The sequence below is a fragment of the Pseudonocardia halophobica genome (genome assembly GCF_027922425.1).
In the GTDB taxonomy this organism is placed as follows: domain Bacteria; phylum Actinomycetota; class Actinomycetes; order Mycobacteriales; family Pseudonocardiaceae; genus Pseudonocardia; species Pseudonocardia halophobica.
In genome coordinates this window covers 322,664-339,399 of sequence record NZ_BSFQ01000004.1, presented here as the reverse complement: position 1 = coordinate 339,399, position 16,736 = coordinate 322,664, and the positions used below count along the sequence as shown (strand labels likewise).

18 protein-coding genes are annotated in these 16,736 nt (G+C 74.3%); 10 read left to right on the top strand and 8 right to left on the bottom strand.

Annotated features, from left to right (window positions below):
* Positions 1-150 precede the first annotated feature (150 nt).
* Both PKE99_RS07805 and PKE99_RS07800 read left to right on the top strand, forming a co-directional pair.
* Positions 151-1,155 carry a DNA-3-methyladenine glycosylase 2 gene (locus PKE99_RS07805; RefSeq protein WP_156067125.1) on the top strand — a complete coding sequence of 335 codons (1,005 nt, stop codon included), beginning with the start codon at positions 151-153 and terminating at the stop codon, positions 1,153-1,155.
* A 108-nt stretch (positions 1,156-1,263) separates the two neighbouring features.
* Positions 1,264-1,929 carry a DUF3558 family protein gene (locus PKE99_RS07800; RefSeq protein WP_037040822.1) on the top strand — a complete coding sequence of 222 codons (666 nt, stop codon included), beginning with the start codon at positions 1,264-1,266 and terminating at the stop codon, positions 1,927-1,929.
* Between the two features lie 14 nt (positions 1,930-1,943).
* Here PKE99_RS07800 and PKE99_RS07795 read toward each other — a convergent pair whose 3' ends face one another.
* Positions 1,944-2,831: an alpha/beta fold hydrolase gene (locus PKE99_RS07795; protein WP_081923819.1), complete on the bottom strand. Its 888-nt coding sequence runs from the start codon at positions 2,829-2,831 to the stop codon at positions 1,944-1,946.
* Positions 2,832-2,944: 113 nt separating this feature from the next.
* On the opposite strand from PKE99_RS07795, the gene PKE99_RS07790 reads away from it, so the two are divergent.
* From PKE99_RS07790 to PKE99_RS07780, 3 genes are all read left to right on the top strand, one after another.
* Positions 2,945-3,607 carry an O-methyltransferase gene (locus PKE99_RS07790; RefSeq protein ID WP_037040821.1) on the top strand — a complete coding sequence of 221 codons (663 nt, stop codon included), beginning with the start codon at positions 2,945-2,947 and terminating at the stop codon, positions 3,605-3,607.
* A gap of 98 nt (positions 3,608-3,705) precedes the next feature.
* Positions 3,706-4,863: an acyl-CoA dehydrogenase family protein gene (locus PKE99_RS07785; RefSeq protein ID WP_037040820.1), complete on the top strand. Its 1,158-nt coding sequence runs from the start codon at positions 3,706-3,708 to the stop codon at positions 4,861-4,863.
* Between the two features lies 1 nt (position 4,864).
* Positions 4,865-5,350, top strand: coding sequence for a GNAT family N-acetyltransferase (locus tag PKE99_RS07780; protein ID WP_037041572.1), 486 nt, complete (start codon positions 4,865-4,867; stop codon positions 5,348-5,350).
* 61 nt (positions 5,351-5,411) lie between these two features.
* On the opposite strand, the gene PKE99_RS07775 is transcribed toward PKE99_RS07780, so the two are convergent.
* Both PKE99_RS07775 and ctaC read right to left on the bottom strand, forming a co-directional pair.
* On the bottom strand, positions 5,412-5,810 hold the full coding sequence (locus tag PKE99_RS07775; protein WP_037040819.1) for a cytochrome c oxidase subunit 4: 399 nt from the start codon (positions 5,808-5,810) through the stop codon (positions 5,412-5,414).
* A gap of 13 nt (positions 5,811-5,823) precedes the next feature.
* Positions 5,824-6,795, bottom strand: coding sequence for an aa3-type cytochrome oxidase subunit II (gene ctaC / locus PKE99_RS07770; protein WP_051736766.1), 972 nt, complete (start codon positions 6,793-6,795; stop codon positions 5,824-5,826).
* Positions 6,796-7,038: 243 nt separating this feature from the next.
* Between ctaC and asnB the strand changes: the two genes are divergently transcribed.
* Entirely contained in the window at positions 7,039-8,991 is a 1,953-nt protein-coding gene (gene asnB, locus PKE99_RS07765) for an asparagine synthase (glutamine-hydrolyzing) (protein ID WP_037040818.1), read from the top strand.
* 130 nt (positions 8,992-9,121) lie between these two features.
* On the opposite strand, the gene PKE99_RS07760 is transcribed toward asnB, so the two are convergent.
* From PKE99_RS07760 to PKE99_RS07745, 4 genes are all read right to left on the bottom strand, one after another.
* Positions 9,122-9,385 (bottom strand): hypothetical protein, encoded by a 264-nt coding sequence (locus PKE99_RS07760; protein ID WP_051736765.1) that lies wholly within the window; start codon positions 9,383-9,385, stop codon positions 9,122-9,124.
* Positions 9,386-9,746: 361 nt separating this feature from the next.
* Positions 9,747-10,682 (bottom strand): carbohydrate kinase family protein, encoded by a 936-nt coding sequence (locus PKE99_RS07755; RefSeq protein ID WP_051736890.1) that lies wholly within the window; start codon positions 10,680-10,682, stop codon positions 9,747-9,749.
* A 129-nt stretch (positions 10,683-10,811) separates the two neighbouring features.
* Positions 10,812-11,180: a HesB/IscA family protein gene (locus tag PKE99_RS07750; RefSeq protein ID WP_037040814.1), complete on the bottom strand. Its 369-nt coding sequence runs from the start codon at positions 11,178-11,180 to the stop codon at positions 10,812-10,814.
* Between the two features lie 146 nt (positions 11,181-11,326).
* On the bottom strand, positions 11,327-12,457 hold the full coding sequence (locus tag PKE99_RS07745; RefSeq protein ID WP_037040812.1) for a glycerate kinase family protein: 1,131 nt from the start codon (positions 12,455-12,457) through the stop codon (positions 11,327-11,329).
* Positions 12,458-12,491: 34 nt separating this feature from the next.
* Between PKE99_RS07745 and PKE99_RS07740 the strand changes: the two genes are divergently transcribed.
* Genes PKE99_RS07740 through PKE99_RS07725 form a run of 4 tightly spaced genes read left to right on the top strand, consistent with a single transcriptional unit; the run spans position 12,492 to position 15,514 of the window.
* Positions 12,492-13,136, top strand: a complete 645-nt coding sequence (locus tag PKE99_RS07740; protein WP_037040810.1) for a DUF3043 domain-containing protein — start codon at positions 12,492-12,494, stop codon at positions 13,134-13,136.
* On the top strand, positions 13,133-13,663 hold the full coding sequence (locus PKE99_RS07735) for a bifunctional adenosylcobinamide kinase/adenosylcobinamide-phosphate guanylyltransferase (RefSeq protein WP_037041568.1): 531 nt from the start codon (positions 13,133-13,135) through the stop codon (positions 13,661-13,663). The genes PKE99_RS07740 and PKE99_RS07735 overlap by 4 nt, the downstream gene beginning before the upstream one ends.
* 47 nt (positions 13,664-13,710) lie before the next feature.
* Positions 13,711-14,772, top strand: coding sequence for a nicotinate-nucleotide--dimethylbenzimidazole phosphoribosyltransferase (gene cobT / locus PKE99_RS07730; protein WP_037040807.1), 1,062 nt, complete (start codon positions 13,711-13,713; stop codon positions 14,770-14,772).
* Between the two features lie 7 nt (positions 14,773-14,779).
* On the top strand, positions 14,780-15,514 hold the full coding sequence (locus tag PKE99_RS07725; protein WP_037040805.1) for an adenosylcobinamide-GDP ribazoletransferase: 735 nt from the start codon (positions 14,780-14,782) through the stop codon (positions 15,512-15,514).
* A gap of 73 nt (positions 15,515-15,587) precedes the next feature.
* On the opposite strand, the gene PKE99_RS07720 is transcribed toward PKE99_RS07725, so the two are convergent.
* On the bottom strand, positions 15,588-16,697 hold the full coding sequence (locus PKE99_RS07720; RefSeq protein WP_037040803.1) for a branched-chain amino acid aminotransferase: 1,110 nt from the start codon (positions 16,695-16,697) through the stop codon (positions 15,588-15,590).
* Positions 16,698-16,736: the final 39 nt, after the last annotated feature.

The window sequence follows — 16,736 nt, the reverse complement described above, 5'->3', positions numbered from 1 at the left end:
CCCCTCCGTCGCGGTCGGTCCTCCCTGGATATCCCACGCCGGGCCCGGAGCGGAAGTCATGCAGATGCATCACCACCGACCGGAGCAACGGGTTGTGGACAACTCGTGCGGGCGCCGGGAACTGTCGGTGGCGGCGGGCATGCTGCGCCCATGACCACTTCGACGGTGTCCGAGCAGACCTTCACGATCCGACCCCGCGGCGCGTTCTCCCTGGTGGAGGCGGGCGCCTTCGGCCACGGTGCCGAGCCGGCCGGGGACTGGCCCGGCGGCGGTGCCTTCGCCGGGGGTGTGCTGCGGCTCGCCTTCTGCCGGGACGACCTGCGGGGCCAGGTCGGCGTGGCCCTCACGCAGGACGCCGGGGGCGTGCACGGCGTCGTCGGCGGGCTGGATCCGGGCGAGCCCCTCGATCCCGTGCGGGACCAGGTGGCCCGGATGCTCGCGCTCGACGGCGACGGCGCCGCGTTCGCCGAGGTCGGCGAGCGGGACCCGCTGATCGGTCGGATCATGGCGGCCGCGCCGGGCCTGCGGCCCGTGCTGTTCGCCTCGCCCTGGGAGGCTGCGCTGTGGTGCGTGCTCTCCCAGCGCTGGGGGCGGCGGCAGTCCCTCGCGGCGCGCGAGCGGCTCGCCCGCGGGTTCGGCCGGGTGCTGGCGGTCGCCGGCGAGGAGACGGCCGCGGTGCCCACGCCCGCGCAGCTGCTGGCCGCCGATCGCCTGCCCGGCCTGCCCGAGCTCAAGCAGGAGCGGCTGCGGGCGGTGGCGCGGGCCGCCGAGGCCTGGCTGCTCGATCCCACTGCCCTGCGCGAGGGCGACCCGGACGAGGTCCGGGCCGGGCTGCGCACGGTGCCCGGGATCGGCGCGTTCGCGGCGACCCTGATCCACCTGCGCGCGTCCGGGGTGCAGGACGCGCTGGTCGCGGGCGAGCCGCGGCTCGCCGCCCTGGTCGGCGCGGCCTACGGGCTCGACGGCCCGGCCACAGAGGAGGACCTGACCCGGATCGCCGAACCCTGGCGGCCGTTCCGCACGTGGACCGCGGTGCTGATCCGCGCGGCCGGGCGTCGGCTGCCGGAGATGGCGGTGGTGCCGGAACCGGTCCCGGCGGCCCGGGTGCCCCGGGCCCGGCGCCCGCGGCCGGAGCCGCTGGCGTTGATCGGGTGAGGGGATGCGGCGTCCCCGGTGCGAGGCCGGGGCCGCCTCTCCGGACGGCGCCGGACAGGGTTCACTCCCGGTCGCGGGTCGTTCACCGCGCGTCGCTACCCTCGGCGGATGCGCGTCCGATCCGTCCGGTTCCCGCAGCGCTCCTCCCACCGCTTCCCGCACTCGCGCTCCCACGGGCTGGTCCGCACGTTCGCGCTGGTCGCCGCCCTCGGCGGCGCGCTCGCGCTGAGCGGCTGCAGCGGCGGGGGCGGGGACCAGGCAGCGTCGTCGGTCCCGGCCGCGACTCCGGCGTCGTCGGCGGCACCGTCGGCCGCGGCGGCGCCGGGCATCGCACCGGGCGAGCCGAACCCGGCCGGGGACGGCGGGGCGCTGCCCCAGGCCTGCGAGCTGGTCCCGCAGGAGGAGATCGCGCAGGCCACCGGACTGGCCTTCGGCACGCCCACCCCGACCGGAGGCACCACGCGGAGCGTGTGCGCCTACCCGGCGTCGGGCACGGTGCCGGGGCTGAGCGTGGGCGTCGAGTCCGGCTCGCGGTTCGACGCCAAGGCGGCGGCCTCGCGCAGCTCGGTGGGGGTGCCGGGCGTCGATGTGCCCGGGCTCGGCGACCAGGCGCTGTTCTTCTACAGCGACCGGGACTTCCCGGAGGGCCTGGGCGGGCTGCTCGTGCGCAGCGGCGGCGCGACGATCGACGTCTCGCTGCAGGGCTCGGGCACCGAGCAGCAGACGCGGGACGCGGCGGCGGCGATCGCCCGGGTCGCGCTCGACAACGTCTGACCGAGCGCGCCCGGCTACACCTCGTGGTCGGCCAGGAAGCCGAGCACGGTGCTGGTGAAGACGTCGTTGTCGTCGCCCGCGACCATGTGGCCGGTGGCGGACACGTCGACGTGCACCGAGCCGGGGATCAGCCGCAGCAGTTCCTGCACGCCGTCCTCGCTCACGATGTCCGACTGGGCGCCACGGACCAGCAGCGTCGGCACGGTCACGCGCGCGGCGGCAGCCGCGGCGCGCTCGTGGGTCGTCGAGCGGCGGGGCTCGTCGCCGACCCGGAGGAAGGCGGGGTCCCAGTGCCAGTACCACCGGCCGTTCTCCCGGAGCCGCACGTTCTTGCGCAGGCCCTCGGGGTTCGGCGGGCGCTTGCGGTGCGGGTTGTAGGCCCGCACGGCCTCGGCGACCTCCTCGAGCGAGCCGAAGCCGTCTGGGTTCGCGCCCATGAACGCCATGATCCGCGCGACGCCGTCGGGCTCGACCCGGGGCACGATGTCCACCAGCACCAGCGCCCGGGCCACGCCACCCCGCTCGCCCTCGGTGACCAGCGCGGTCATCCCGCCCATCGAGGCGCCGAGCAGCAGCGCGGGCTCCCCCACCTGCTCGACGACCGCGGCGAGGTCGGCGTTGAGGGCGTCGGTGCCGTAGTCGCCGTCGGGCGCCCAGTCGCTGTCGCCGTGCCCGCGGGCGTCGAGCGCGGTCGCGTCCCAGCCCGCCTCGGCCAGCGCCGCGGCGGTGCGGAACCAGGAGTGCCGGGTCTGGCCGCCCCCGTGCAGCAGGAGGGCGGGCCCGCGGCGCTCGCCGACGGCGGGCCAGCGGTCGCCGACCAGCTTGCCGGCGGTGCCGTCGAACACGACCCGCTCCCCGGCCGGGACCCGCCGTGCGGCCCTCGGATCGTTCGCTTCCGACATGTACCGCACCCTAGGCCGTCGGCCGCGCCCCGACCGGACGCGTGGCCGAGCCGATACCGTCGGGACCATCGATCGCGGTGGCCGCCCGCCGGCCGGAGGGCCAGGGTGGAGGCATGAGCGAGAGCACGGGGGACCGCGACGTCTGGGGCAGGGTCGACCGCTACCTGGAGGCCGCCCTCCTGCCCGAGGACCCGGTGCTCAGCGCGGCGCTCGCGCGCAACGCCGAGGCGGGGCTGCCGGCGATCGACGTCTCCCCCACCCAGGGTCGCTTCCTGCACCTGCTCGCCCGGATCGCGGGCGCCCGCCGGATCCTGGAGATCGGCACGCTCGGCGGCTACTCCACGATCGAGCTCGCCCGCGCCCTCCCCGCCGACGGCACGCTCGTGACCTGCGAGTACTCGCCGGACCACGCCGCCGTCGCGCAGGCCAACCTCGAGCACGCCGGGCTGGCCGACCGGGTCGAGATCCGCGTCGGGGCGGCTCTGGACACCCTGCCGACGCTCGAGGGCCCGTTCGACCTGGTGTTCGTCGACGCGGACAAGCAGAACAACGCCGCCTACCTCGACCACGCCGTGCGGCTCGGCCGTCCCGGCACCGTGATCGTCGTCGACAACGTGGTGCGTGCCGGCCGGGTGCTGACGGGCGGCGACCCGCCCACGGACGGCACGCGGCGGATGTTCGCGGCCCTGGAGAAGGACGACCGGCTGGAGGCCACGGCGGTGCAGACGGTCGGCGCCAAGGGGTACGACGGGTTCGTCCTGGCCCGGGTGCGCTGAGCGGAGCCTGCGAGCTCGCATCAACGCTGAGCGGAGCCTGCGGAGCGATCCGTCAGCGCTGAAGTAGCGTCGGTGGTGAGGGAACGAGAGGAGCAGCGGTGGACGCCGACGACCTGACACACGTGCTGGAATCCGTGCGGGACTTCATCCGCACCGAGGTCGTGCCGCTCGAGGAGCAGATCGACGAGCAGGACGTCATCCCGGAGCGGATCGTCACGCAGTGCAAGGAGATGGGCCTCTACGGCTTCACCATCCCCGAGCAGTACGGCGGGCTGGGGCTCTCCGCGTACGAGGAGGTGCAGCTGGCCATGGAGCTGGGCTGGACCACCCCGGCGCTGCGGTCGCTGTTCGGCACGAACAACGGCATCGCGGGGCACGTGCTGCTGGAGGGTGCCACCGAGGAGCAGAAGAAGGCCTGGCTGCCGCGGCTGGCGTCGGGCGAGGTCACGGCCTCGTTCGGGCTCACCGAGGCCGACGCCGGCTCCGACCCGTCGGCGCTGGCCACGACCGCGAAGCCGGACGGCGACCACTGGGTGATCAACGGGTCGAAGCGGTACATCACCAACTCCCCCGTCGCCGACGTGATCATGGTCTTCGCCCGGACCAACCCGGAGGCCAAGGGCAACCGCGGCATCTCCACCTTCCTGGTGCCCAAGGACACGCCGGGGCTGTCGATCGGGCCGAAGGACAAGAAGATGGGGCAAGCCGGCGCCTGGACCGCCGACGTGCACCTTGACGACGTCCGCGTCCCGCACGACAACGTCGTCGGCGGCGACAAGGGCGTCGACCAGGGCTTCCGGATCGCCGCGAAGTGCCTCGCCCACGGCCGGCTGCACATCGCCGCGGTGTGTGCGGGCATGGCCGCCCGGCTGGTCCACGAGACCACCGAGTTCGCGAAGACCCGCGAGCAGGGTGGCGCGCCGATCGCCCGGTTCCAGCTGATCCAGGGTCTGGTCGCGGACTCGGTCACCGACTACTACGCCGGGCGCGCGCTGGTGCTGGAGACCGCCAAGGCGTTCGACGCCGGCACGGACAAGATCGCCGGGCCGGCCGCCGCGAAGTACTTCTGCTCCGAGATGGTGGGACGGGTGGCCGACCGGGCGGTGCAGGTGCACGGCGGCGCCGGGTACATGCGCGGGGTGCCGGTGGAGCGCTTCTACCGGGACGTCCGGCTGTTCCGGATCTACGAGGGCACCAGCCAGATCCAGCAGGTCATCATCGCGCGTGACGCGCTCGGCCCGGCGGCCCGTGGCTGACGTGACGCTCCGGGTCGCGGAGCCGCAGGACTGGGCCGCGATCTGGCCGATCTGGCATCGCGTCGTCGCGGCCGGCGACACCTACACCTGGGAGCCCGGCACCTCCGAGGAGCAGGCCCGGGCCCTGTGGATGCCCCCGCCGCCAGCGGTCACGCTCGTCGCCGAGCGGGACGACGCCGTCGTCGGCACGGCCCTGCTCAAGCCCGTGCAGCCCGGTCTCGGCGACCACGTCGCCAACGCCGGGTTCATGGTGGACCCGGACCGGGCCGGCGGCGGCATCGGCCGGGCGCTGGCCGAGTTCACGCTCGACGAGGCGCGGCGCCGCGGCTACCGGGCCATGCAGTTCTCGGCGGTGGTGGCGTCGAACGTCCGGGCGGTCCGGCTGTGGGAGTCGCTCGGCTTCGCGATCGTCGGGACGGTGCCCGAGGCCTTCCGGCACCCGCGGGACGGGCTGGTCGGGCTGCACATCATGCACCGCACCCTCTGAACGACCCGAGAACGCCGACGGCGCCGGACCCCGAGGGGAACCGGCGCCGTCGAGCGGGAACTCAGTGGTCCGCGGGGCGGATGTGGTACTCGAAGACCAGCCCGCCGACCGCGATCAGCAGCAGCACGCCGGCGATCACGATCAGCCACCAGAAGAAGAACGCCAGGCCGACACCGACCAGCGCGGCGCAGGCGGCCACGGCGATGGGCCAGTAGCTGCCGGGCGAGAAGAAGCCGACCTCGCCCGCGCCGTCGGAGACCTCGGCCTCCGGGTTGTCCTCGGGGCGCTCCTCGAGCCGGCGGGACACGAACCGGAAGTACGTGCCGATGATCAGCGACAGCCCGCCGGTGAGGAACAGCGCGGCGATGCCCACGGCCTCGTGAGTCAGGATCGTGTAGACGATCGCGGCGACGAAGAAGAAGGCGGTGCAGATCTCGAAGATCCGGGATTCGACCTTCATCGCTGGTCCTCCCTCAGTTCCCGGCCGCGACGGGCTGGGCGTCGGCCTGGGCGCGCTGCCCGCGGTCGGTGAACGGACGGGTCGTGATGGCCTCCGGGGCGCACCACTGGCCGCAGTTCAGCGTGGCCAGCGCCTCCTGGGCGGTGTACGGCACGCCCGTGGTCGGGTTGCTCTGCTTGCGGAGCGCGATGTACCGGTCGTACAGGTCCGGGTTCAGGGCGCGTACCTCGAAGTTCATCGACGCGTGGTAGGTGCCGCAGAGCTCGGCGCAGCGGCCGACGAACGCGCCCTCCTGGTCGATCCGGTCGATCACGAAGGTGTTGTCCGTGTCGTTCTTCTCCGGGATCGGGAAGACGTCCCGCTTGAAGAGGAACTCCGGCACGTAGAAGCTGTGGATCACGTCGTTGGACGCGATGGTGAACTCGATCGACCGCTGCGTCGGCAGGACGAGCAGCGGGATCGTGTTCGACGTCCCGATGGTCTCGACCGGCTTGCCGTCGGCCGCGATCTGGTCCGGGTAGCTGAAGGCCCAGTTCCACTGGAAGCCGGTGACGTCGACCGCCAGGTCGGCCGGCTTGTCCTTGTCCACGTACTGCTGCACGGCGACCGTGAAGCCGAAGAGCACCGCGACGATGATCGTCGGGATCACCGTGAAGACGATCTCGACCGGCAGGTTGTACTGCGTCTGCCGCGGGACCGACTCGTCGTCGCCCTTCTTCTTGCGGTGGAACGCCACCGCCCAGAACATTGCGCCCCAGGTGATGACACCCACGACGAGGGCGGCGATCGCCGACCAGGTCCACAGGTGACGCATCTGCTCGGACTCGGGCGTGACGCCCACCGGCCACCCGAAGCGGATGACCTCCTCGACCGAGCACCCGGCCAGGAGCGGAATCGTCAGCAGCCCGAGGCCGGCGAGCTTCGCCGCCCGGACGTACCCGGTACGGCCACGCACGGTCGTGCCGCCGCGCTCCGATCGGCTCACTGCCCGCCGCCTTCCCCTCGTCCGCGTGGTGCTCCCACCACACCCTTGCCTCGTTCCGACCAGCACGAACCCATTCGGGTCCGGCCGGTCCGGCCGAGGGTCCGGACGCCCGGGACGGGGCGGACCTTCGACCACGCGTAGAGACTAGCCGAGCAGATCGGTCCGACGCGCCCCCGGGGGTCGGGGCCGTGCCGCGTGACCCGTCCGGGGGTCCCCGGTCCGGGACCGCCATACTTGCTCGCTGTGTGCGGACTGCTGGGACTGCTGACCGCCGGCGCTGACGCGGCCGACCGAACCGATGCCATCGCCGGCGCCCTGAGGTGCGCTCGGCACCGCGGGCCGGACGAGAGCGGCACCTGGAACGACGACGACGTGGTGCTGGGCTTCAACCGGCTCTCCATCATCGACGTGGCGGGCTCCCACCAGCCGCTGCACTGGCCGCCGGCACCCGCCGAGGACGCGGGCCGGTACACCATCGTCTTCAACGGCGAGGTCTACAACTACCTCGAGCTGCGCGAGGAGCTCGCCGGGCTGGGCGCGGAGTTCGCGACCGAGGGCGACACCGAGGCCGTCGTCGCGGCGTACCACCACTGGGGCGCCGAGGCCGTCACGCGGCTGCGCGGGATGTTCGCCTTCGCGATCTGGGACGCCCGGGAGCGGCAGCTGTTCGTCGCGCGGGACCCGTTCGGCATCAAGCCGCTGTTCCTCGCGTCCGGGCCGACCGGCGTCGCGTTCGCGAGCGAGAAGAAGAGCCTCCTGGAGCTGGCCCCCGAGCTGGGTATCGCCGGCTCGGACGAGCTGGACCCGGCCGCGCTGCAGCACTACCTGATCCTGCAGTACGTCCCGGAGCCCGAGACGCTGCACCGCGCGATCGGTCGCGTCGAGTCCGGGACCTACGTCACGGTGAAGGCCGGGCAGCAGCCCGTGCAGCACCGCTACTTCCACCCGAAGTTCGTGTCGCTGCCCTCGCACGCCCCGGCCAGCGCCGAGGCGGAGGCGATCGTGCACGGCGAGATCACCGAGGTCCTGCGGGACTCCGTGGCCAAGCACATGCGCGCCGACGTCACCGTGGGCGCCTTCCTCTCCGGTGGCATCGACTCCACGGCCATCGCGGCGCTGGCCAAGGAGCACAACCCGGACCTCATCACCTTCACCACCGGCTTCGAGCGCGAGGGCTACTCCGAGGTCGACGTCGCGGCCGAGTCCGCGGCGGCGATCGGCGTCCGGCACGTCGTCCGCACCGTCAAGCCGGACGAGATGATGGAGGCGCTGCCCCTGATCGTCTGGTACCTCGACGACCCGGTGGCCGACCCGGCGCTCGTCCCGCTGTGGTTCATCGCCCGCGAGGCCCGCCAGCACGTCAAGGTCGTGCTGTCCGGCGAGGGGGCGGACGAGCTGTTCGGCGGCTACACGATCTACCGCGAGCCGCTGTCGCTGTCGCCGTTCGAGAAGGTGCCGGGCACGCTGCGGCCGCTGCTCGGGCGGGCGTCGCGCCGGCTGCCGGAAGGCATGCGCGGCAAGGACCTGCTGCGCCGGGGCTCGCTGCGGCTCGAGGAGCGCTACTACGGCAACGCCCGGATCTTCCGGGACGACCAGCTGCACGAGATCCTGCGCCAGTACGACCCGCGGGTCTCGCACACGGACGTCACGGCTCCCCACTACGCCGCGTCGGAGAAGTGGGACCCGGTGGCGCGGATGCAGCACGTCGACCTCTTCACCTGGCTGCGCGGCGACATCCTGGTCAAGGCCGACAAGATGACCATGGCCAACTCGCTCGAGCTGCGCGTGCCGTTCCTCGACCCCGAGGTGTTCCGGGTCGCCTCGGCGCTGCCGCTGGCGCAGAAGATCACCGGCGGCGCGAGCGGCACCACCAAGTACGCGCTGCGCGGGGCGCTGTCGCAGATCGTGCCGTCGCACGTGCTCAACCGGCGCAAGCTGGGCTTCCCGGTGCCGATCCGGCACTGGCTGCGGGACGAGATGTACGCCTGGGCGCGCGAGATCATCCGGGACTCGGGGGCCGGCCACCTGGTCGACCTGCCCGCGGTCCAGGCGATGCTCGACGCCCACCGCGAGGGGCCCGTCGACCACAGCCGTCGGATCTGGACGCTGCTGGTCTTCCTGATCTGGTACGGCATCTTCGTCGAGCGCCGGATCACCCCCGAGGTCCCCGAGCCCGCCTACCCCGTCACCCTGTAACCGCGAGTCGGGAGTTCCAGCAGCGCGAGTCGGCCCGGCAGCGCGAGTCGCGAGTTCCGGCAGCGCGAGTCGCGCTCTTGGCTTCCGCGAGTCGCGCCCTGGGCTCCCGCGAGCCGCTGCGGCCGGTGCGTCAGAAGCCGGGGCCGAAGGGGCCGCCGAATCCGTCGAACGGGCCCGGGCCGTGGTGATGGCCGGGCCCGTCGAAGAGGGCGTCGAACAGCACTGCGCCGCCCAGGCCGGCCGCGCCGCCGAGCAGCGCGGTCTTCCACCAGGGCGTGGCGTACCAGCCCGCCGGTACCTGTCGCCCCTGCACGGTGCCGCCCGCGAAGTAGTAGGGCGTGGCCGCGCCCCGTTGCGGCGACGACGCGTACTCCCGCTCGCCGACGCGCACCACGCCAGGGCCGGTCGCGCGAGCAAGGGGATCTCGGGTCCCGGATCCATGGCGAGCGCGGTCCGGGCGGCGCGCAGGTGGTGCAGCCCCTCGACGGCCGAGCGCCCGGCCAGCGCGAACTGCGCCGACGTAGTCGCCCGGGCCAGCTCGGCGCCGGGGCTGGGCGGGCGCTGTGGATCGGCGGCCCCGGGCCGGTCTCCCGAAGATGCCGACTCGCGGTGCCAGATCTCGCGACTCGCGGTGCCAGAACTCGCGACTCGCGGTGCCAGAACTCGCGACTCGCGGTGCCAGAACTCGCGACTCGCGATGCCAGAACTCGCGACTCGCCACAGCCCAGAGCGCGACTCGGGGGGTGTGGTCGGGGTCAGGCGGGGAGGGCGGCGGCGATCTCGGCGGCGGCGTCGGGGCCGTAGGCCTGCTGCAGGCGCTCGAGGGCGCGCCCCCGGTCCCACCGCCACTCCTGCGGCCCGTCCGTCTCCAGCACGAGCACCGCGACCAGGGAGCCCAGCTGGGCAGCGCGCTCGAGCGACAGGCCCTGCGACGTCCCGGCCAGGAACCCGGCGCGGAACGCGTCGCCGACGCCGGTGGGGTCGACCTTCGCGGTCTCCGGCACCACCCCGACCTCGAGCGCGACCCCGTCCCGCCCCACGATCTGCACGCCCTTCTCGCCGAGCGTGGTGATGCGGGTGCCGACCTTCTCCCCGACCTGGTCGGGCGTCCAGCCGGTCTTCTTGAGCAGGAGCTCCCACTCGTAGTCGTTGGTCAGCAGGTACTGCGCACCCTCGACGAGCTTCCGGATCTCCGGGCCCTCCATGCGTGCGAGCTGCTGCGACGGGTCCGCGGCGAACGCGTAGCCGCGCTGCCGGCACTCGTCCGTGTGCCGCAGCATCGCCTCGGGGTCGTTGGCGCCGATCAGCACCAGGTCCACCCCGCCGACCCGCTCCGCGACCGGCTGCAGCTCGATGAGCCGGGCCCGGGCCATGGCGCCGGCGTAGAAGGACGCGATCTGGCGCATGTCGTCGTCCGTGGTGCAGACGAACCGGGCGGTGTGGACGTCGTCGAACACGTGCACGCCGCTGGTGTCGACGCCGTGCCGGTCGAGCCAGGAGCGGTAGTCGGCGAAGTCCGCGCCCACCGCGCCGACGAGCACCGGGGACCGCCCGAGCACGCCCAGGGCGTACGCGATGTTGCCCGCCACGCCGCCGCGCTTGATGGTCAGCTCGTCGACCAGGAAGGACAGCGACACCCGGTCGAGCTGGTCGGCGACGAGCTGGTCCGCGAACCTCCCCGGAAAGTGCATGAGGTGGTCCGTGGCGATGGATCCGGTGACGGCGATGCGCACGTCGGATCACCTTACGTCAGACATGACGAAACCCCCGGGTGAAGAAGAGGTGATCTTCCTCGACCCGGGGGTCCGCGACGCCGAGACTCAGTTGAAGGAGTCGCCGCAGGCGCAGGAGCCGCCCGCGTTCGGGTTGTCGATGGTGAAGCCCTGCTTCTCGATCGTGTCGACGAAGTCGATGACCGCGCCCTGCAGGTACGGCGCGCTCATCCGGTCCACGCCGACCTTGAGGCCGTGGAAGTCACGGAACAGGTCGCCGTCGAGCGAACGGTCGTCGAAGAAGAGCTGGTAGCGCAGACCGGCGCAGCCACCGGGCTGCACGGCGATGCGCAGGTGCATGTCGTCACGGCCCTCCTGCTCGAGCAGGGAGCGCGCCTTGAGGGCGGCGTTGTCGGTCAGCTCGACGCCGTGGGTCTCCTCGGCGGCGCCGGCCTCGACGGTGTTCTCGACGGTCATGAACTCTCCCAACAGCGCACGTGGCGGAACTGTTCCCGGCGACCCGGGAGTCGTGCCTCGACCCATAGTAGGCCCTCCCGCCGACACCCTCCGGGGCCTGCGGGAATCCGCCGCCCCCGGATCGGGTGATCCGGGTCACCGGACGGTCAGGACGAGCCCCACCGGCGCGCGACGTGCTCGGCGAGTGCCGCCAGCGTGCCCGCCGGATCGGCCATCGAGGCCTCGATCCCGCCGGCGTGCTCCGAGGCCGAGTACGCGGCGTCGACACCTGCCGCGGCCGCCTCGCGCCGCCCGACGCTCACCTGCCCGGCCAGGACGACACACGGCACGCCGCGCTCGGCGGCCGCCCCGGCCACCGCGGTGATGAGCTTCCCGCGCAGCGACTGCCAGTCGAAGCTGCCCTCGCCGGTGATCGCCAGCCCGCCCTCGGCGGCGACGGCGTCGAGCGCCTCGTCGAGCCCCAGCAGGCGGCGGACCAGACCCGCCCCGGACTCGCGGCGCGCACCGAGCGCCAGCAGCGCCGCCCCCAGGCCGCCGGCGGCTCCGGCGGCGGGCTCGTCGCGGACGTCCCGGCCCGTCGCCTCCGCGAGGACGTCCGCCCACACGGCCAGGGCGGCGTCGAGCGCCGCGACCGCGCCCTCGTCCGCCCCCTTCTGCGGCCCGAACACCGCGGCGGCGCCGTGCGGGCCGAGCAGCGGGTTGTCGACGTCCGCAGCCGCGACCAGCGTCATCCCGACGTCCGGGGTGCCGGAGAGCCGCACGCACCGCCCCAGGTCGGCCCCGCCGGGTGGCAGCTCGGCGCCCGACGCGTCGAGCGGGGCGGCCCCGAGCGCGGCGAGCATGCCCGCGCCGCCGTCCGTGGTGGCCGAGCCGCCGAGCCCGATGACGGCCTCGGTGCAGCCCGCGGCCCGCGCCGCGCGCAGCAGCTCGCCGACCCCGCGCGTGGTGACACGGCCCGCCACGTCCGGCGTCCGCCGTTCCCGGGGCACGTGGTGCAGCCCGCACGCGGCCGCCGACTCGACGTAGGCGGTCGTGCCGACCTGCAGCCACGGGGCGGTCACCGGATCGCCGAACGGGCCGGTGACCTGCGGTTCGTGCAGAGCCCCGCCCAGCCGTTCCTGCAGGACGTCGACGAAGCCGGTGCCGCCGTCGGCCAGCGGGAGGCGGTCGATCCGGGCGTCGGGGACGGCGCGCAACCAGCCCTCCGCGATGGCGCCGGCCGCGGCCCGCGCGCTCAGTGTTCCGCCGAAGGAGTCGGGAGCGACGACCACACGCACACCGCGCACGCTATCGCCCGTACCCTGTGGACCTGTGAGGTTCCTGCGCCGCTCCGACGATTCCCCGGCATCCGCGTCCGTCGACACGGACGAGGCCGAGGGCACGCAGGAGAAGAAGCCGCTCGATCCGCGCTGGACGCAGGGCAAGGGCCGGCCCACGCCGAAGCGCCGCGACGCCGAGACCAAGCGTCGCGGCCCGGCCCCGCCCCCGCCGAAGACCCAGCGCGAGGCCGCCCGCCTGGCCAAGGCCAACCGCCCGAGCAAGGACGAGCGCCGCGCCCAGGCCGCCGAGCGCCGCGCGCGGATGGACGCCGGCGACGACCGGGTGCTCCTCCCCCGCGACCGCGGTCCGGTGAAGGCCTACATCCGGGACGTCGTGGACTCGCGGCCGCACCTGATGGGCCTGTTCATGCCGCTCGCCGTGGTGGTGCTGATCTCGGTGCTGCTGCCGATCCCGGCGGTGCAGCAGTACCTGAGCCTGTTCAGCCTGGTCGTGCTGTTCGTGATGGTGGTCGAGGGCGTCACGCTCGGGATGCGCGTCACGAAGCAGGCGCGGGCCAAGTTCCCGGACGAGCAGATCAGCGGGCTCGGCACCGGGTGGTACGCCTTCACCCGGGCCAGCCAGATCCGCAAGCTGCGGGTGCCGAAGCCGCGGGTCCAGCGCGGGGCGCAGGTCTGAGGACCCTCGTCCTGGGCGGCACCCGGTCGGGCAAGTCCGGGTACGCCGAGGCGTTGCTGCCCGCCGACGCCCCGGTCCGCTACGCCGCCACCGCCCGCCGCCGGCCGGACGACCTCGAGTGGGAGGCCCGGATCGCCCGGCACGCCGCGCGCCGGCCGGCCTGCTGGACCACCGTCGAGGAGCCCGACCTGGTCGCCGAGCTCGCCCGCGGCGGCCCGCTGCTGATCGACGACCTCGCCACCTGGCTGACGGGCGTGCTCGACGACACCGAGGCCTGGGAGGCGCCCACCACCCCGCCCGGGGTCGAGGACGCCGTCGCGACGCTGGTCGAGAGCGTGCGGCAGGCCCGGTCCGAGGCGTCGTGCGTGCTGGTGTCCGCCGAGGTCGGGCTGGGCGTGGTCCCCGCGACCCGCGCCGGGCGACTGTTCCGGGACGAGCTCGGCGCCCTCAACGCCGCCCTCGCCGAGGTGTGCGACGAGGTGGTGCTGCTGGTGGCGGGCCTGCCGCTGCGGTTGAAGGGCCCGTGACCAGGGCTGCCGCGACGCCTGCGCAGGGCGGACGGTAGGAAGGGCGCGTGAGCGAGAGTCCCTTCCCCGCCGTGCCCGCACCCGACCTCGAGGCGCGGCGCGAGGCCGTCGCCCGGTACGAGGCGCTGGCGGTGCCCGCGGGCGGGCTGGGCGTGCTCGCCGACCTTGGCCTGTGGCTGTCGTCGATGCAGGGCACCTGCCCGCCGCGGCCGCCCGCGCGGGTGCGCGTGGTCGTCGTCGCGGCCGACCACGGGATCGCGGCCGCCGGGGTCTCCGCCTATCCGCCGGAGGTCACCGCGCGGCAGGTCGCGGCCACGCTGGAGCAGTCCGCGCCGGTCGCGGTGGCGGCCTCGGTGTCCGGGGCCTCGGTCCGGGTGGTCGACGCCGGGCTGGACCGGGAGGCGTTGCTGCCCGGCCAGGAGCGGTTCAAGGTCCGCCGGGGCAGCGGCCGGATCGACCGCGAGGACGCCCTCACGACCGCCGAGGTCGAGACCGCGATCCGCATCGGCCGCGCGCTGGCCGACGAGGAGGTCGACTCCGGCGCCGATCTGCTCGTCCCCGCCTCCCTGGGGGTCGGCGCGACCACGCCCGCGTCGACACTGGTCTCGGCGGTGACGGGGGCCGAGCCGGTCGCCGTCGTGGGGCGGGGGTCCGGCATCGGCGACGACGCGTGGATGCGCAAGGCCGCCGCGATCCGCGACGCCCTGCGCCGCGCGAAGCCGCACGTCCGCGACCCGCACGCGCTGCTGCGCACGGCGGGTGGCGCCGACCTCGCCGTCCTCACCGGGTTCCTCGTGCAGGCCGCGTTGCGCCGCACCCCCGTGCTCCTCGACGGCCTCGTGGTCGGCGCCGCGGCCCTACTGGCCGACGAGCTGGCCCCCGGCGCGCACCACTGGTGGCTCGCCGCCCAGAACTCCCCCGAACCCGCGATGACGCTCGTCCTCCAGCACCTGCAGCTCGTCCCGGTGCTGGACCTGCAGGTCCGCCAGGGGGACGGCACGGGCGCGGTCGCGGTGCTGCCGCTGATCCAGGCGGCCGCCCGGCTGCTCGGCGAGACCACGACCGCGGAGGCGAGCGGGATCGCGCCCGTGCGCGCCGTCGCGGGGTGAGAGCCGGATGAGCGCGCTCGCCCTCGCGCTGAGCTGGCTCACCGTCCTGCCCGTCCGGACTGGGATCCCGTCGGCGCGGACCGCGGCCGGGGCGCTGCGCTGGGCTCCCCTGGTCGGGGCCCTGCTGGGTGGCGTCGCCGGGCTGGTCGTCCGGGGGCTCACCGCGGTGGGCGTGCCCGGGCTGGTCGCCGGCCTGCTCGCCGTCGGGGTGCTGGCCCTCGGCACGCGCGGGATGCACGTCGACGGGCTCGCGGACACCGCCGACGGGCTGGGCTGCTTCGGCCCGCCCGAGCGCGCGCTCGCCGTGATGAAGGACGGCGGCGCGGGGCCCTTCGCCGCGGTGACGCTGCTGGTCGTCCTCGGGGTCCAGGCGGGATCGCTGGGCGCCCTGACGAGCTGGCACGCCGTGGCCGGGAGCGCGATCGCCGTCGCGACGGGCCGGGCCGGATTCTGCTGGGTCGCCCGCCGCGGCGTGCCCGCCGCACGGCCCGGTGGGCTCGGCGCGATGGTCGCCGAGTCGCAGGCCGCGTGGGTGGCGCCGGTGTGGTGGGCCGTGCTGGCCGCCGCGGGCTACGCGGTCGCGGGCTGGCGCGGGCCGGCCGGCGTCGCGCTGGCGGCCGTTCTCGTGGTGGCGCTGTCCGCACACACGGCGCGCCGGTTCGGCGGGATGTCCGGGGACGTCCTGGGCGCGGCGGCGGAGCTGGGCGCCGCCGCGGTCCTGCTGGTCCTCGCCACGGCCTGATCCGGCATCCGCGCAGCTCAGCCGGGGTCGTGCGTGCCGACTGCCCCTCTAGGGGCAGTCGGCACTCACGGGGTCAGAGGGCGGTCATCCAGCCGTGGGTGTCCGTGCCGGTGCCCCGCTGGATGTCGGTGAGCAGAGTGCGCAGGCGCATGGTGACCGCACCGGGCTCGCCGTCGGCCACGCGGATCGACCCGACGCCGGTGTTCTCGCTGAACTTGACGTTGCCGACCGGTGTGATCACTGCCGCGGTGCCGCAGGCGAACACCTCGGTGATGGCCCCGTCCGCACACCCCACGAGCCACTCCCGCGCGGAGATCTTGCGCTCGGTGACCTGGCAGCCGATCTCCTTGCCCAGGGTGAGCAGCGAGTGCCGGGTGACGCCCTCGAGGATGCTGCCGGACAGCTCCGGCGTGACCAGCTCGGCCGACTCCCCGGAGCCGTAGACGAAGAACAGGTTCATCCCGCCCATCTCCTCGACCCAGCGCCTCTCCGCGGCGTCGAGGTAGGCGACCTGCGCGCACCCGTGCTGCGCGGCCTGGGCCTGCGGCAGCAGCGAGGCGGCGTAGTTCCCGCCGCACTTCGCGGTGCCGGTCCCGCCGATCGCGGCCCGGGTGAAGTCCGTGCACAGCCAGACGTCGACGGGCTTGACCCCGCCCGGGAAGTACGCGCCGGCGGGCGAGGCGATGAGCAGGAAGAGGTACGAGTCGGCGGGCTTCACGCCCAGTCCGACCTCGGTAGCGATCATGAACGGCCGCAGGTAGAGCGACTCCTCGCCGCCGGCCGGGGGCACCCAGGCGCGGTCGACGTCGACCAGCTCGCGCAGCGCGGCCATGAACAGCTCGTCCGGCAGCTCGGGCATGCCCAGGCGCACCGCGGACCGGCGGAACCGCGCCGCGTTCTCCTCCGGCCGGAACGACGCGATCGTGCCGTCCGGCTGGGTGTAGGCCTTGAGGCCCTCGAAGATCTCCTGCCCGTAGTGCAGGACCATCGTCGCCGGGTCGAGCGCGATCGGCCCGTACGGCTCCACCGTGAAGTCGTGCCAGCCCTCGCCGACCGTCCAGCGGATCGAGACCATGTGGTCGGTGAAGTGCCGGCCGAACCCCGGTGCGGCCAGGATCTCGCTGCGCCGCTGGTCGGAGGCCGGCGCGGGGTTCGGGATGCGGGTGAACAGCGGCGCGTTCATGAATGAACGGTAACCCGCGGGGCAAGGCGCGTGTCAGCC